Annotated in this window: 15 protein-coding genes; 7 read left to right on the top strand and 8 right to left on the bottom strand. The window is 67.6% G+C overall.

The genetic code is table 11. The annotated features are described in order from the left end of the window. Window position 1 precedes the first annotated feature (1 nt). Window positions 2-673: a phosphate signaling complex protein PhoU gene (gene phoU, locus ABZ909_RS14510; protein ID WP_356998930.1), complete on the top strand. Its 672-nt coding sequence runs from the start codon at window positions 2-4 to the stop codon at window positions 671-673. 56 nt (window positions 674-729) lie between these two features. Here the strand turns inward: phoU and ABZ909_RS14505 are convergent, their stop codons facing one another. The 7 genes from ABZ909_RS14505 to ABZ909_RS14475 all read right to left on the bottom strand — a co-directional run bounded on the left by ABZ909_RS14505 (window position 730) and on the right by ABZ909_RS14475 (window position 8304). Further along, window positions 730-2346, bottom strand: coding sequence for an MFS transporter (locus tag ABZ909_RS14505; protein ID WP_356998927.1), 1617 nt, complete (start codon window positions 2344-2346; stop codon window positions 730-732). Between the two features lie 187 nt (window positions 2347-2533). After that, complete coding sequence (gene pstB / locus ABZ909_RS14500) at window positions 2534-3310, bottom strand: phosphate ABC transporter ATP-binding protein PstB (protein WP_040854892.1); 777 nt, start codon at window positions 3308-3310, stop codon at window positions 2534-2536. 12 nt (window positions 3311-3322) lie between these two features. Beyond that, a complete protein-coding gene (gene pstA, locus ABZ909_RS14495) occupies window positions 3323-4222 on the bottom strand; it encodes a phosphate ABC transporter permease PstA (RefSeq protein ID WP_356998925.1) in 900 nt (299 codons plus the stop codon). Continuing rightward, window positions 4219-5190 (bottom strand): phosphate ABC transporter permease subunit PstC, encoded by a 972-nt coding sequence (gene pstC / locus ABZ909_RS14490; protein ID WP_356998922.1) that lies wholly within the window; start codon window positions 5188-5190, stop codon window positions 4219-4221. Before pstC ends, pstA begins: the two co-directional genes overlap by 4 nt. 113 nt (window positions 5191-5303) lie before the next feature. Then, window positions 5304-6422 carry a phosphate ABC transporter substrate-binding protein PstS gene (gene pstS / locus ABZ909_RS14485; protein WP_356998919.1) on the bottom strand — a complete coding sequence of 373 codons (1119 nt, stop codon included), beginning with the start codon at window positions 6420-6422 and terminating at the stop codon, window positions 5304-5306. A 230-nt stretch (window positions 6423-6652) separates the two neighbouring features. Next, a complete protein-coding gene (gene mshD, locus ABZ909_RS14480) occupies window positions 6653-7549 on the bottom strand; it encodes a mycothiol synthase (protein ID WP_356998916.1) in 897 nt (298 codons plus the stop codon). Next, window positions 7549-8304 (bottom strand): response regulator transcription factor, encoded by a 756-nt coding sequence (locus ABZ909_RS14475; RefSeq protein ID WP_356998914.1) that lies wholly within the window; start codon window positions 8302-8304, stop codon window positions 7549-7551. The genes mshD and ABZ909_RS14475 overlap by 1 nt, the downstream gene beginning before the upstream one ends. 246 nt (window positions 8305-8550) lie before the next feature. Between ABZ909_RS14475 and ABZ909_RS14470 the strand changes: the two genes are divergently transcribed. From ABZ909_RS14470 to ABZ909_RS14445, 6 genes are all read left to right on the top strand, one after another. After that, on the top strand, window positions 8551-9438 hold the full coding sequence (locus tag ABZ909_RS14470; protein WP_356998912.1) for an LmeA family phospholipid-binding protein: 888 nt from the start codon (window positions 8551-8553) through the stop codon (window positions 9436-9438). Then, a complete protein-coding gene (locus ABZ909_RS14465; RefSeq protein ID WP_356998909.1) occupies window positions 9435-9893 on the top strand; it encodes a thioredoxin family protein in 459 nt (152 codons plus the stop codon). The genes ABZ909_RS14470 and ABZ909_RS14465 overlap by 4 nt, the downstream gene beginning before the upstream one ends. Window positions 9894-10148: 255 nt before the next feature. Continuing rightward, complete coding sequence (locus tag ABZ909_RS14460) at window positions 10149-10658, top strand: DUF4395 domain-containing protein (protein ID WP_356998906.1); 510 nt, start codon at window positions 10149-10151, stop codon at window positions 10656-10658. A gap of 65 nt (window positions 10659-10723) precedes the next feature. Next, complete coding sequence (locus ABZ909_RS14455; protein WP_356998904.1) at window positions 10724-11557, top strand: sulfurtransferase; 834 nt, start codon at window positions 10724-10726, stop codon at window positions 11555-11557. Window positions 11558-11563: 6 nt separating this feature from the next. After that, entirely contained in the window at window positions 11564-11869 is a 306-nt protein-coding gene (locus ABZ909_RS14450; protein WP_040854871.1) for a DUF1416 domain-containing protein, read from the top strand. Window positions 11870-12112: 243 nt separating this feature from the next. Beyond that, on the top strand, window positions 12113-12811 hold the full coding sequence (locus ABZ909_RS14445) for an FABP family protein (RefSeq protein ID WP_356999258.1): 699 nt from the start codon (window positions 12113-12115) through the stop codon (window positions 12809-12811). A 436-nt stretch (window positions 12812-13247) separates the two neighbouring features. On the opposite strand, the gene ABZ909_RS14440 is transcribed toward ABZ909_RS14445, so the two are convergent. Beyond that, window positions 13248-14924: an ATP-binding cassette domain-containing protein gene (locus tag ABZ909_RS14440; RefSeq protein ID WP_356998902.1), complete on the bottom strand. Its 1677-nt coding sequence runs from the start codon at window positions 14922-14924 to the stop codon at window positions 13248-13250. Window positions 14925-15159: the final 235 nt, after the last annotated feature.

Raw genomic sequence — 15159 nt, 5'->3', positions numbered from 1 at the left:
CATGCGTGTCATCTACAACGAACAAATGGCCGAGCTCGCCGATCTGCTCGGCGGCATGGCCGGGCTCGCCGGATCGGCGATGGAGCGGGCCACCCAGTCCCTGCTCAGCGCCGATCTCGAGCTCGCGGAGCAGGTGATCACCGAATACGACCGCATCGCCGAGATGATCCAGCTGGCGGAGGAGAAGGCCTTCGCACTGCTGGCCCTGCAGGCCCCCGTAGCCGGTGATCTGCGGCAGGTGGTCAGCGCGATTCAGATCGTCGCCGATGTGAACCGGATGGGCGTGCTGTCGCTGCACGTGGCCAAGATGACCCGGCGGCGCTTCCCGGCGCACGCCGTGCCGGAGGCCGTCAACAGCTACTTCGCCGAGATGGGCCGGGTCGCGGTCAAGATGGGCGCCACCGCCAAGGAGGTGCTGGAGTCTCGCGATCCCGAGCGGGCCGCCAAGCTCACCGACGACGACGAGGCGATGGACGACCTGCGCAAGCACCTGTTCACGCTGATCATGGACCGCGACTGGCAGTTCGGCGTGGCGGCGGCCGTGGACGTGGCGCTGCTGGGCCGCTACTACGAGCGCTTCGCCGACCACGCCGTCGAGATCGGGCGGCGGGTGGTGTTCCTGGTCACCGGCGTGCTGCCGCCCGACCCGGATTCCGAGAAGGAAAGCATCTAGGACGGCGATCGAGGGAGTTCAGGGGCGCACCCCGGAACTCCCTCGATTCGGTGCTGTCAGTCCTCGTCGGACTCGCGCCAGCCCATCAGGATCGACCGACCCCGTTCGGGGCCCCACGGGAGCGTCGCGGCCACGATGACCGCGCACACCACCAGGGTGCCGACCGCGACATACGACGCGGCCTCGGCGCCCTGCATGGCCGCGACCTTCATGGCGTGGATCAGATCCGCCTTCGCCTGCGCCAGCAGCGGATTCACCGGCGCCTTCACGATCCCGATGATGCTGATGGGCGTATTGCCCGCCAGTTCCTTCTGCTGCACGTTCATGATCTGCGCGGGAATCGCGTCGATCCGGCCGCCGATCTTCCCGGCGTAGACCGAGGTCATGATGGAGCCCAGCAGGGCCACCCCGAGCGCGCCGCCCACCTCACGCGTGGTGTCGTTGACCGCCGAGCCCGCCCCCGCCTCCTCCAGCGGCACCGCGCCCATGATGGATTCGGTCGCCGGTCCCTGCACCACCGCGAAGCCCAGGCCCATCAGGATCATGGACACCACAACCGGTCCCAGGTACGGGGTCTCGACGGTGGTCCGGCCCGCGATGTACATGGCCGCCGCCAGGATCAGCAGCCCGGACACCAGCATGGCCGTGGTGCCCACCCGCTGCGCCAGCATGGTCGCGATGGGTGCGCCGAAGCCCACCGCCACCGCGAAAGGCAGTGAGTGGATGCCGAATTCGAACGGCGAGAGTTCCTTCACACCCTGGAAGTACTGGGTGATCAGGAACAGGAAGCCGAACGCCGAGAAGTAGGACACCGTGATGGCCAATGACGGCAGCGCGAAGCGGCGATTGCGGAACAGCCGCATGTTCAGCACCGGCGCGGGCACCCGCAGCTCCCAGGCCACGAACGCGGCCAGCAGGGCGATCGAAAGCAGGTAGCCCGCAAGGCTTTCGGTCGCGAACCAGCCGTGCTTGGGGGCCTCGATGATGGACCACACCAGCGCGGTCACGCCGGCCAGGGAAAGCAGGATGCCGATGCGGTCGAGCCGATCCACATGGTCGGCACGGGATTCCGGCACGGTGGCCAGCACCGCCCCGATGCCCACCAGCGCCACCGGGACATTGATCCAGAACACCGAGTGCCAGGAGAAGTACTCGAGCAGCCAGCCGCCCACGGTCGGGCCGATGGCGACGGCGATGCCGGCCATGGCCGTCCACAGCGCGATGGCGGCGGCGCGTTCGCGGGCCGCGGTGAAGATATTGGTGATGAGCGCCAGCGTGGCCGGGAAGACCACGGCCGCGAACACGCCCATGCCGGCGCGGGCCGCGATGACCTGTCCGAGGCCGGAGGAGAGCGCGCCGGCGGCGGACATGACCGCGACGCCGCCGAGTCCGATGATCATGAACAGCCGTCGTCCGAACCGATCGCCGAGGTGTCCCATGGCGAGCAGCAGGCCGGAGAAGGCCAGGGTGAACGCGTCGACGATCCATTGCAGGCCGCTCATGTCGGCCTGCAGCTGTACGGCCATGGATGGCAGGGCCACATTGACCAGTGTGTTGTCCAGGACCACGAGCAGTTCCGCGAGACAGATGGCGATCAGGGCCGCCACCTTGGCCCGCTGCGGCAGTTCCGCCGCGGTCTGTCCGGATCCCAGGCTCGCCGTTGAGACGGTCATCCGACACCTCCTTACTAAACCGATCGGTTTACCAATAGGGTCAGACTAACTGTTACGAACGGTTGCACACAATTACCGACAGGCCATATGACCGACGCCACACAGCGGCCGCTTACCTGGCCCCACCTGCACAAACGGAACGACCCCTGCCTGATGGCAGGGGCCGTGAACGCCGGAAGGTCTATTTTTAGCCGAAGCGACCCGAGATGTAGTCCTCGGTCTGCTTCTGCGACGGGTTGGAGAAGATCTTCTCCGTCTCGTCGATCTCGATGAGCTTGCCCGGCTTGCCCTGCGCCTCCAGATTGAAGAACGCGGTCTGGTCACTCACACGCGCGGCCTGCTGCATGTTGTGGGTGACGATGACGATGGTGAACTCCTTCTTCAGCTCGGTGATCAGATCCTCGATCGCGAGCGTGGAGATGGGGTCCAGCGCCGAACACGGCTCGTCCATGAGCAGCACGTCCGGCGACACCGCGATGGCGCGGGCGATGCACAGCCGCTGCTGCTGACCACCGGACAGGCCGCCACCCGGCTTGTCGAGGCGGTCCTTGACCTCGTTCCAGAGGTTGGCGCCGCGCAGCGACTGCTCGGCCACCTCGTCCAGCTGGGACTTGTTGCGAATGCCCTGCAGCTTCAGCCCGGCCACCACATTGTCGCGAATCGACATGGTGGGGAACGGGTTCGGCCGCTGGAACACCATGCCGATGGTGCGGCGCACGCCGACCGGATCGACCTGGGCGCCGTAGATGTCCTCGCCGTCGAGCAGCACCGCGCCCTCGACGCGGGCCTCCGGGGTCACCTCGTGCATGCGGTTGAGCGCGCGCAGCACGGTCGACTTGCCACAACCGGACGGACCGATGAACGCGGTCACGCTGCGCGGCAGCACCGTCAGCCCGACATTGGCGACCGCATGGAACTTGCCGTAGTAGATATTGAGGTCTTTGACGTCAATTCGCTTGGCCATCAGTCTTTCCTTCTATCGGTTCCGCGTCAGCAGCTTGTTGACCGCCGCGGCGGCGAGGTACAGCAGCGCGATGATCAGGATCAGGGTCAGCGCCGCACCCCAGATACGCTCGCGGCCAGCGGGCTCCGGATTCGACAGCTCCTGGTACATCAGCAGCGGAAGCGAGGCCATATTGCCGTTGAAGACATCGAAGTTGATGGCCTTCGAGTAACCCACCAGCACCAGTACCGGCGCGGTCTCACCCATGACGCGGGCGATGGCCAGCAGCATGCCCGAGATCATGCCCGGCGCGGCGGTCGGAATCACGATCCGCACAATGGTTTTCCACTTCGGAATGCCGAGAGCGTATGAGGCTTCCCGCAATTCGTCCGGAACCAGCTTGAGCATCTCCTCGGTGCTGCGCACCACCACCGGCAGCATCAGCAGCACCAGGGCCAACGACACCGCGAAGGCGCTCTGCGGGTTGCCGAAGGTGGCGATCCACAGCGCGAAGATGAACAGCGCGGCCACGATCGAGGGCACACCGGCCAGGATGTCCACCATGAAGGTGGTGGTCTTGGCCAGCCAGCCCCGGCCGTACTCGACCAGGAAAACGGCGGCCATGATGCCGAGCGGCACCGCGATGATCGCGGCGATGCCCGACTGCACGATGGTGCCGTAGATGGCGTGGTAGACACCGCCGGCATGCTGATCGGGCAGCACACCGTTCTGCGACTTGGTCCACCAGTCGATGCTGGCGACGGCCTTCGCGCCCTTCTGGATCACCACGTAGAGCACCCAGAGCAGCGGCACCAGGGCCAGGCCGAAGCACAGCCAGACCAGGCCGGTGGCGATATTGTTCTTGAGCCGGCGGGCGACGCTGACATGCCGGAAGGTCGGCGCCTTGATCGGCTTGTCGAGTGTGGTGGTCATCCGTTGACCTTCCCGCCGGCCGCCAGCCGAGCCAGTGCGTTGACGACGAACGTCAGAGCGAACAACACGAAACCGGCGGCGATGTAGGCGCCGGTCGGCAGCTTCGAGCTGAATTCCGAAGCGGCCGAGGCGATCTTGGAGGCGAAGGTATAGCCGCCGTCGAACAGCGACCAGTGGCCGGCCTTGGTCGAGGTGCGCAGCACGATCAGGACCGCGATGGTCTCACCGAGCGCGCGACCCAGGCCGAGCATGGAACCGGCGATCACGCCCGAGCGGCCGAACGGCAGCACGGTCAGGCGCACCACTTCCCACTTGGTGGCGCCCAGCGCCTGTGCCGCCTCGATCTGCGAGCGCGGGGTGAGGCCGAAGACCTCACGGCTGACGGAGGTGATGATCGGCAGGATCATCACCGCCAGCACCACACCGGCGGTGAAGATGGTGCCGCCACCGGCGATGCTGACATTGCCGTCGGAGAACAGGAACAGCCAGTTCAGATTCTTGTTCAGGAAGTCCTGGAAGGGACCCAGCTTGGGGGCCACGACCAGGAGACCCCAGAGACCGAACACGATCGACGGCACGGCCGCCAGCAGATCCACGATGATCGAGAACGGCCGCGCGAGCGCCTTCGGCGAATACTGCGTCAGGAACAGCGCGATGCCCACACCGATCGGCACGGCGATCGCCAGCGCGAACACCGAGCTCAGCACCGTGACCATGAACAGGTCCTTGATGCCGAAGCGCAGGTTGTTCTCGTCCTTGACGTTGAACTCGGTGGTGGTGAAGAAGTTCGCCTTGTTGGCCATGATCGAAGGCCACGCCCGGATCAGCAGGAACAGTGCGATCAGGGCGATGGCGGCGACGATGATCCCACCGGCGGCCGTGGCCGCCGAGCGGAAGGCGAACTCCGCGCCGAACTTCGTGGGTGCGCCGCGCCCCGCGGCCGGTTTGGTGCTGGGTTCGGTCGGCATCAGCGCAGTATCCCCCGGCAGTTGGGCACGCTCCTCCCTCGGGTCGGTCGAAACGGACAGACCCGAGGATGCAGCTTCGTCGTGCACGGTCATCGTGGTTTTCGATCAGGCGATCACTGAATGGCGTTGATCGCGGTCGTCAGCTTGGTCTTGAACGCGTCCGGCAGCGGCACGTAGCCGGCGTCGGCGAGACCGGTCTGGCCGTTGCCGACCGCCGAGGTCAGGAACGCCTTGACGGCCTTGGCGGTGTCGGCGTCGCTGTACTTCGAGCAGACGATCTCGTAGGTGGCCAGCATGATCGGGTACGCGCCCGCGGTGGTGGGCTTGTAGATCGAGCTGTTGTCCAGCACCAGGTCGTTACCCTGACCGGCGACCTTGGCGGCGTCGACGGCCTTGCCCGCGGACTCGGCGGTCAGCTCGACCGGCTTCGGGTCGTTGGAGGTGGCGGTGGTCAGCACGCGCACGGTGGACAGCTTCTGCGCCTTGGCGAAGGACCACTCGGTGTAGGTGATGGTGAACTTGGTGTTCGCGACCGCGCCCGAGGTGCCGTCCGAACCCTTGGCGCCCTCGCCGACGCCGCCGTTGAAGGCCTTGCCCGCGCCCTTGGTGTAGCCACCGGCGGCGGTCAGGTACTTCTGGAAGTTGTCGGTGGTGCCCGACTCGTCGGAGCGGAAGATCACGCCGATCTTGTCCGACGGCAGCTTGTCGGCCTTGTTGGTGTTCAGGGCCTTGATCTGCGGGTCGTTCCAGGTGGTGATGTCACCGGAGAAGATCTTGGCGAGGGTCGGCGGGTCCAGGACCAGGTCGTCCATGCCGGGGATGTTGTAGGCGACGGCGATCGGGCCGAAGACGGCCGGCAGGTTCCAGGCCGGGCTGCCGCAGCGGGCGGCGGCCTTGTCGGTCTCGCCCTTGTCGGCGGACAGCGGCGAGTCCGAACCGGCGAAATCGGTCTGGTTGCCGATGAATTCGTTCACGCCGGCGCCGGAGCCCGAGCCGGTGTAGTCCAGCTTGGCGCCGCTGCAGTTCGCCTGGTAGGCGGCGACGAAGCGGTCCATCGCGTTCTTCTGAGCGGTAGAGCCGCTGGACTTCAGCGAGGTCTTGCCGCCGCACGCGACGTCGATCTTGGCGGCGCCGTTGGCGGTGCTGTTGTTGTCACTGCCACACGCGGACAGGGTCAGGGCACCGGCCGCGGCCAACACACCGAGCAGGGCGCTGCTGCGCTTGAGATTCACCTATTCCTCCGGGAATCACGATTGCACGTCCAACCCCTCAACGGTCGGACGGGCGCGATCTGGCGGCTGTTCGCTGCGAACTAGCGCACCGGGCAGCGGTCTGCGGCCCACTTGCAACGTAAGGGCGCCTGGTTGACAGTTGGACCAGCGTGGGTGAACGAGAGATGAACAACCCACCCTGATTGCGGCACACCGGATGTGACATTAGCCGCACTGTTGCCGAAGGGATTTCAGGACCTACCCGAGTAGGCGACGTCGATGTGGAATCGGGTGAAACCGAGCCGGGTGTAGGTGTGCACGGCCGCTGTGTTGTCGCCCTCGGTGTAGAGCAGCACCGCACCGAGACCGCGATCCCGCAGATAGTGCAGACCCGCCAGGGTCAGCAGCCGGCCGAGGCCGCGCCCCTGCGCATCGGGGTCGATGCCGACCACGTAGACCTCACCGATCGGCGGGGTCTCATCGGAATGCACCTTGGTCCAGTGGAATCCGAGGACATGGTCCGGCCGCGCCGGATCCACGGCGATGAACAGGCCCTTGGGATCGAACCAGGATTCGGCGCGGCGGGCGTCGATATCGCGCTCGGTCCAGCCGCCCTGTTCGGGATGCCACGAGAAGGCTGCACCGTTCACGCGCAGCAGTTCGGCATCGTCGGAAGGCCCTGCGTAGGTACGCAGTTCGAGCCCCTCGGGCACCGTCAATTCCGGTAGCTCAGAGTTAGCCAAATCTCGACGCATTTGCCACAATTCACGCGAAACGGACAGACCCAAGCGGGCCGCCACAGCCTGCGCGGGTGGCAGATCACCGTGCGCCCAGACCCGCGCCCCCGGCCCGCCCGCGGCCAACGCGGCGGCCACCAGACCTGCGCCGATACCCTGCCCGCGGGAGGCCGGATCGACGGCGACCTCCGCCATGGCCGGATGCTCGTCATGGGCCGGAACCAGATTCGCGTACCCGGCGACCGCGCCATCGCGGATGTCCACCAGATGTCGTGCGGGCGAATCGTTTTCGAGCGAAAGCACCGCCTGTTCCGATATCGGTGCCACCCCGTCGGCGGCGGTGGCCCGCTCCAGGACCGCCCGCACCTGCGCGGCGGTCTCGGCGGACAGGCGGTCGGTCCAGGAGGTCATCAGAGAGCGCCGTTCGCCGTGGTCAATTCGGAGTCGTCGGTGCCGTCGGAGTCGGGGAAGGTGACCGCGTCGCCCTTGCCGGCCGTGCGCGCCGGGCGCACCGCCTTGTAGCCGACATTGCGGACCGTGCCGATCAGCGACTCGTATTCACTGCCCAGCTTGGCGCGCAGGCGTCGCACGTGTACGTCCACGGTGCGGGTACCACCGAAGAAGTCGTAGCCCCAGACCTCCTGCAGCAGCTGGGCACGGGTGAACACCCGGCCGGCGTGCTGCGCCAGGTACTTGAGGAGTTCGAACTCCTTGTAGGTCAGGTCGAGCGGGCGACCGCGCAGCCGGGCGGTGTAGGTGCCCTCGTCGATCACCAGCTCGCCGAGAGTGATCTTGCCGGTGTTCTCCGGGCTGGCGACTCCGCCGTTGCGGGCCACCAGCAGGCGCAGCCGGGCGTCGAGTTCGGCGGGCCCGGTGCTCGGAAGCAGGATGTCGTCGAGTCCCCAGTCCGCGTTCACCGCCACCAGACCGCCCTCGGTCAGCACGGCCACCACCGGTACCGACGATCCGGTGCTGCCCAGCAAACGGCACAGTCCGCGCGCGGCGGCCAGATCGGTGCGGGCATCGACCAGCGCCACATCGGCAGAACCCGCCTCGAGCAGCGATGCCACCTCGGTCGGCGCGGGTCGCACGTGGTGCGGCAGCAACGCCAGCGACGGCAACACCGACTCGGGGTTGGGGTCGGAGGTCAGCAGGAGCAGCTCCATGGGGGCCCTCCATCCCATCTGGCATGTGTGTGGCTACCGCACTGTCCGCCACTACCCCATGCAGGTCATCACAGGTAATCGCTGCCTACATTAGCGTGTCTCGCCCGACACCCTCGTATTCCGGCCAGCCGTCGCAACCGTTCGGTCCGGTCCGGTTCCCATTCACCTGTCATTCACCGGGCCGCGACCGGCCCGAGTCGGACGTCGGCGGGTGGTAACGACACACCTCCCTATTAGGGTGCAGCTATGCGTTTCCGGAGGCTGCTCATCGGACTGCTCTGCCTGGCAGGGTTGGCCGTCCTACTCGATTTCGGGGTAGCGGCGTATTCCGAGTACCGGGTCTCGCGACTCCTGCGGACCGGTTCGGACCTGAGCGCCGATCCGGAGATCACCATTCACGAGTCGCTGCGGAATCCGTTCGTCGCCCAGGCGCTGGACGGCCAGTACGGAAACATCGACGTCCGCGCCCGCGCCATGCGCCCGGACATTCCCGGCCGGATCACGGTCGAGGCCAATCTGGCGGGCGTGCACCTGTCGATGCGCAATCTCATCGACGGCAATGTGGGCCAGGTCCCGGTGGACGAGGTGCAGGCCCGCATGCGCATCGAGCCGACCGAGCTCGGCCGGCTGTTCAAGATTCCGGACCTGCAGGTCTTCGGCCCGCCCACCGACAAGTCCGACGGCGCCGGCGGTTCCGGCAGTGTCCCCACGACCAACGGGGGCATCATCATCCTGGAGGGCACCGTGCCGATCGGCCCGGACGCCGACACCGCGGCGGTCACCGAGGCGGTCAGCGACCCGCGCGGCGACGGCGGCGAGAAAGTGACGAAGAAGAAGGTGCACGTGCTGGCCGATCTGCGGCTGGAGGGCGACGAGGTGCGGATCACCGCCACCGCCATCTCCGGCCGGGATCTGCAGGCCGACACCGATTCGGTACTCCCCGACCAGGACCGGGTCGTCATCCCCGAGCAGGACCGGCCCGCGTTGCTGGCCCGCTTCAGCCACACCATCGACACCAAGAACATGCCGTTCGGCATCATCCCGACCCGGGTCCAGGCCAGTGGCGGGCAGATCGTGGTGGAGGGCTCCGGCCGCAATGCGACCGTCGACCTGGACAGGTTGCAGAAGCAGTGATCGCGATCGAGATCCTGGTGGTCATGCTGGTCCTGGCGACCGGCGTGGGAATCCTGGTGCGCCGCAACGAGGGTCGCGTGCGCGCCGCCGCCACGGCGAATCCGCCTGAGCCCGAATCGAATCGGGCCGCGCTGCTGGCCGCGGCCGGCGTGGTCCCGGGACGGCCCACCGTGCTGCACTTCTCGGCCGACTGGTGCGGCCCGTGCGCGGCGGCGCGCCGGGTGGTCGCGTCCGTGGTCGGCGAGCTGGAGTCGGCCGAGCTGCCGCCGCTGGATCTCGAGGTCGACATCGACGCGTATCCGGAGCTGTCGCGCGAGCTGAACGTGCTCTCGCTGCCCACCACTTTCGGATTGGATTCTCGAGGATTGGAACGCTTTCGCATCTCCGGCGTTCCGAAGGCGGCGGATCTGCGCACGTCATTGACCCCTTTAACGGTCACCGACTCCGCCGAGTGATCAGCATTACGGACCCCGGGTCCAATTTCCCCCGAAAATTGGGTAAACTCCCCCTCGTGCAATCCAACCGCGAGCTGATGCTCACCCGACGCCGCACGGTAGACCTGTGCCGCCTCGGTGGTTGTTGCTGCCTGTGCCGCTAGCCGGTCGGCCTTTCGTATTCCTCTGTCGCCGACCGGATTTGTCCCGCTGTCGAGAGATCGTTTCGATCCTCCGGCGATCTGGCCAATACACCTTCAGCGCAGGAGTACTCCCATGTCGAACCCTCATCCGAGCAAACCGCCCGCCGGGCAGGTGGATGTCCGCGGCCCCCGCTTCGCCGCCTGGATCACCACCGCGGTGCTCGCCCTCGTTCTGATCCTCGCCGCCGTCTCGGTTCCCGCCGCCACCGTGCTACTCGCGCTGCAGGCCATCGTGTTCGGCCTGGGGGCGGCCTATGGTCCGCGCCGGAGCCCGTACGGCCGGCTCTACGCCGCCGCGGTCGCCCCGCGCATCGGCGCGCCGACCGAGCTGGAACCCGTTGCGCCGCTGCGGTTCGCGCAACTGGTGGGCCTGGCCTTCGCAGTGCTGGGCGTGCTGGGCTTCGCGGCCGGCAGCCCCGTGGCCGGCGCGATCTTCACCGGATTCGCGCTGTTCGCGGCCTTCCTCAACGCGGCCTTCGGAATCTGCCTGGGCTGCAAGATCTATCCGCTGGTCGTGCGGTTCCGTACCGCCCAGGGCGGCAACGTCCCGGCCTCGACCAGCTCCGTGAACACCTCCGTCTAGTCCCTGCCCATCCCTCAACCACACGAACGCAACGCCTGAACCGGCACCGCATCGAAAGGAACAACATGGCTCGCTCCGATGTCCTGGTCTCCGCAGACTGGGTCGAAGAGAACCTCAACACCCCGGGCGTCGTCCTCGTCGAGGTCGACGAAGACACCTCGGCCTACGACCTGGGACACATCGAGGGCGCCGTGCGTCTCGACTGGAAGAAGGACCTGCAGGACCAGGTTCGCCGCGACTTCGTGAGCCAGGAGCAGTTCTCTGCCCTGCTGTCCGAGCGTGGCATCGCCAACGACGACACCGTAGTGCTGTACGGCGGCAACAACAACTGGTTCGCGGCCTACGCCTACTGGTACTTCAAGCTGTACGGCCACCAGGACGTCAAGCTGCTCGACGGCGGCCGCAAGAAGTGGGAGCTGGACGGCCGTGAGCTGACCAAGGAGGTCAAGGACCGCGCTGCCACCGAGTACAAGGCCGCCGCGCAGGACCTGTCCATCCGCGCCTTCCGCGACGAGGTCATCGACGCCATCGGCGCCAAGAACCTGGTCGACGTGCGCTCCCCCGACGAGTTCTCGGGCAAGATCCTGGCTCCCGCGCACCTGCCGCAGGAGCAGTCGCAGCGTCCGGGCCACATCCCGACCGCCATCAACGTGCCGTGGTCCAAGGCCGCGAACGAGGACGGCACCTTCAAGAGCGACGCCGAGCTGGCGGAGATCTACAAGGAGGCCGGGCTGGACGGCGACAAGCTGACCATCGCCTACTGCCGCATCGGTGAGCGTTCCTCGCACACCTGGTTCGTGCTGCAGGAGCTGCTGGGCCACCAGAACGTCAAGAACTACGACGGGTCCTGGACCGAGTACGGGTCCCTCGTCGGTGCACCGATCGAGTTGGGAGCGTAATTACCTATGTGTGCAGCACCTACCCAGGGCCAGGCCCTGCCCGCCAATGTCGACGTCGAGAAGGAGACGGTCATCACCGGCCGCGTCCTGACCGCTGACGGCCAGACCGTCGGCGGCGCGTTCGTCCGCCTGCTGGACGGCAACGGCGACTTCACCGCCGAGGTCGTGGCCTCGGGCACCGGCGACTTCCGCTTCTTCGCGGCGCCGGGCACGTGGACCCTGCGCGCGCTGTCCGCATCCGGCAACGGCACCGTCGAGGTGTCGCCGGAGGGCGCCGGCATCCACAACGTGGACGTCACTGTCGCCAAGTAGGCGAAACATCAAGAACGGCCCCGGGATTCGTGATCCCGGGGCCGTTCTCGCGCGTGCCGGAGTTTTCCCGGGGTCGTTTTCACGTGCTCCCGGCGATGCGATTAGACTCCCAGACGTGGTGCTTACCTTCGAGATTCTGCTGGTTCTCGTCTCCGTGCTGATCGCTTGGTTCGGTCTGTACGTCCTCTACCGGCTGTTCACCGAGTCGTGACAGATCCGGCCCACGAGAACATCGAAAACGGAATGGCCAACGGTTCGTCGTCGTCGACGCCGATCGTTCGCCACGGCGAGGGCGTGAAGTCCGCTGATGCTGCCGCCGCCCGGCGCAGCGTCGACCAGGCGGTCGCGGATGCGGCCGAGCGTGCCCAGTCGACCGGGGCGCTCAATGTTCCGACGCTCCCCGATCTGCCGTTGCCCGTCGATACCGCGAATCTGCGGCTGGGCCCGGATCTGAGTTCCTCCATGCTCGCGCTGCTGCCGCTGATCGGCGTGTGGCGCGGTGAGGGCGAGGGCAATGATTTCGAGACCGGCGACTACCGCTTCGGTCAGCAGATCATCGTCTCGCACGACGGCGGCGACTACCTGACCTGGGAGGCGCGCTCCTGGAAGCTGGACGCCCAGGGCAAGTACGCGGGCCCGGATCTGCGAGAGAGCGGGTTCTGGCGGGTCGGCATCGACGGTGACGACGAGGTGCTGGAGTTGCTGCTCACCCACTCCACCGGCATTGTCGAGCTGTTCTACGGCCAGGCGCTCACCCAGTCCTCCTGGGAGCTGGCCACCGACGTGGTGATCCGCAGCCAGTCCGGCATCGTGGTGGGCGGCGCGAAGCGGCTCTACGGCATTGTCGAGGGCGGCGACCTGGGCTATGTCGAGGAGCGCATCGCCGCCGACGGCGCACTGGAGCCGCGGCTCTCGGCGCGTTTGCAGCGGTATATCGGTTAACCCGCCTCCCCGAGACTTCAGCGGACGGCTGGGAGCCGTCGGCGTTGGATTTCCGTGCCTGCGTTGGTACCGAACCGATTTCGGGGGTACCCCAGGAGTTACCCCGATCCTCACGAGATCAGTTGCCGAGTCGCGAAACTGTGTGCACGGCAGCCGGTCGGCTCGGTACGAAACAGGTACGGCCCCCGAGTTGTACCCACGGATGCAACATTCACGTGGGTCCGGTCGGACAGACCGTAACTCGGGGGCCGGGTGACTGCCTTGGATTCGCGAGGGCTCGCGCGATCGGAATCCGATTGCAGCGGTAGCGCCTAGCTGGCAGCCACCTCACGCGTCCTAGAAATCATTCTCGAACCACCTCCTTCCTGTGTACCGACGAAATTAGTCGGATGAGACAGTTGCGGCAACATATTTTCTCGGATCGCGAAATCGCAGGTCAGGTCGTCGTTGTGGGAATGAATCGATCGATGGCGACGGTGCCGCCCGGCTCGACGCGAACGATGGTGTCCGCCTTCGTGTCCGGCGGCAGCTGGTGTGTGACGACGACCACGGTGCGGTCCGGCTCCACCAGGCCGCTGGATTCGTCGAGCAGGCGGCGCAGTAGTTCGGCCCCGGCTTCGGCCTCCAGGTGCTCGGTGGGTTCGTCGAGCAGCAGTACGCGGGCCGGGGCGAGCAGGGCGCGGGCCAGCAGGATGCGCCGGCGCTGACCACCCGAGACCGCGGCCGCGCCGCCGACCAGATCGGTCTCGACGCCGTCGGGGAGGGAGTCCAGCCAGTCGCCGGCTCCGACTGCGCGCAGGGCCGATTCGGCCTCGCCCGGGGTGATGTCGCCGCGGGCCACGCGCAGGTTCTCCAGCACGGTGGTGCCGAACAGGTGCGCGTCCTCGGCGAAGAAGGTGACGCCCGGGCGCGGCGTCTCGAAGAGCCCCGCCCAGGACATCAGCAGCGTGGTCTTGCCCGCGCCGCTGGGGCCGACCACGGCGATCCGGCGGCCCGCCGGCAGCACGGGGAGATTCGGTGCGGAAGGCTCGGATTCGCCATGCTCGAGCCGATCCAGGCGGCGCAGGGCGGCGCGGCCGGTGGTGAGGGCCTGCGCGGCGGCCGGGAGCACCGCCACGGCCTCGAAGGCGGACAGCGGAACCAGGACCAGCACGGTGAACGCCATCGGCGTGATGCCGCCCGGCGGGACGGTCTGGAAACCCGCGGTCGGGATGGGAGAACCGCTGCCGTACAGCACGATTCCGATGAGCAGCGCGCCCAGCACGCTCGCCCCGATGGACAGCGGCAGCACCGCCGCGGCCCACGCGCTGCGCGCCGCCGCCCGATCCTCCGCCGCGACCGCCCGCTGCCCCGCCGCGGCGGCCGCGCCGACCGCCTCGGAAAGCCGGCCCGCCACCCGCAATTCGGGTGCGTGATCCAGCACGGTCAGCGCCTCGGCGGTGAACTCGGTGCGATCGGTCCGGACCGCGAGCTCCGCCTCCCGGGCCGCGCGCGCCGACAGCCACGGCGCGATGATGCCCGAAACGGCCAGCGCCACCGCCAGAATCACCGCCGCGAGCACCGAGATACTCGCCAGCAGTCCGACGGCCAGCAGCGACAGGATCAGCGCCACCGCGATCGGGACGAACGCGCGCACCACCACGGCCCCGAGATCGTCGATATCGCTCATGACCCGGCCGAGCAGCTCACCGCGCCGCAGATTCGTCGGATCTCCCTGCCGGGCTTCGTCTTCCGTGCCCGCCGGTCCGGCAGCATCGCCGTCCGCGGGCCCGCTCCGCCGCAACCGCCAGATGTCCGCACCCGCCAGCGTCCGATAGGTCGTGGTCCGCGCGGTGCTCATGGACCGCAGCGCCACATCGTGAGTGGCCAGCCTCTCCAGATATCGGCACAGCCCGCGCGAAATACCCAGCGCCCGCACGGTCACCACGGCAATGCTCAGATCCAGCACCGGCGGCATCTGCCACGCCCGCGCAATCAGCCACGCCGCCAACGCCGCCAGCCCGAGCCCACTCCCGAGCGCCAGCACGCCCCACCCCACCGACAGCGCCATCCGCCCCCGCGACAGCTCGAGCAGCTCCCGAATCCGCCGGAAATCGGCCAGTACCGCCCTCATCGCGCCGACACCTCCATCGAGCTCACCACACCCGCGCTCCCCGCCGCGCCGCTACCGGCCCGGCCGAGTGCGCCCCCGTCCGCCCGACGGGGACTCGGATCGGTTCCGGGACCCGATACCGTCTCGGCGCCGGTGGTTTCGGGCGCGGGTCCGAAGGCGCGCGATTCCGGAGCGGCCGCTGACCCGTCGATACCGACTCCGACGGAGGCGTTGGCAGACCTCGGCGCACTGTTCC

Origin of the sequence: Nocardia sp. NPDC046763 (genome assembly GCF_040645495.1) — a bacterium.
GTDB lineage: Bacteria > Actinomycetota > Actinomycetes > Mycobacteriales > Mycobacteriaceae > Nocardia.
Note: the sequence above shows the minus strand (reverse complement) of the source record. Positions and strands in the feature narration are given on the sequence as shown.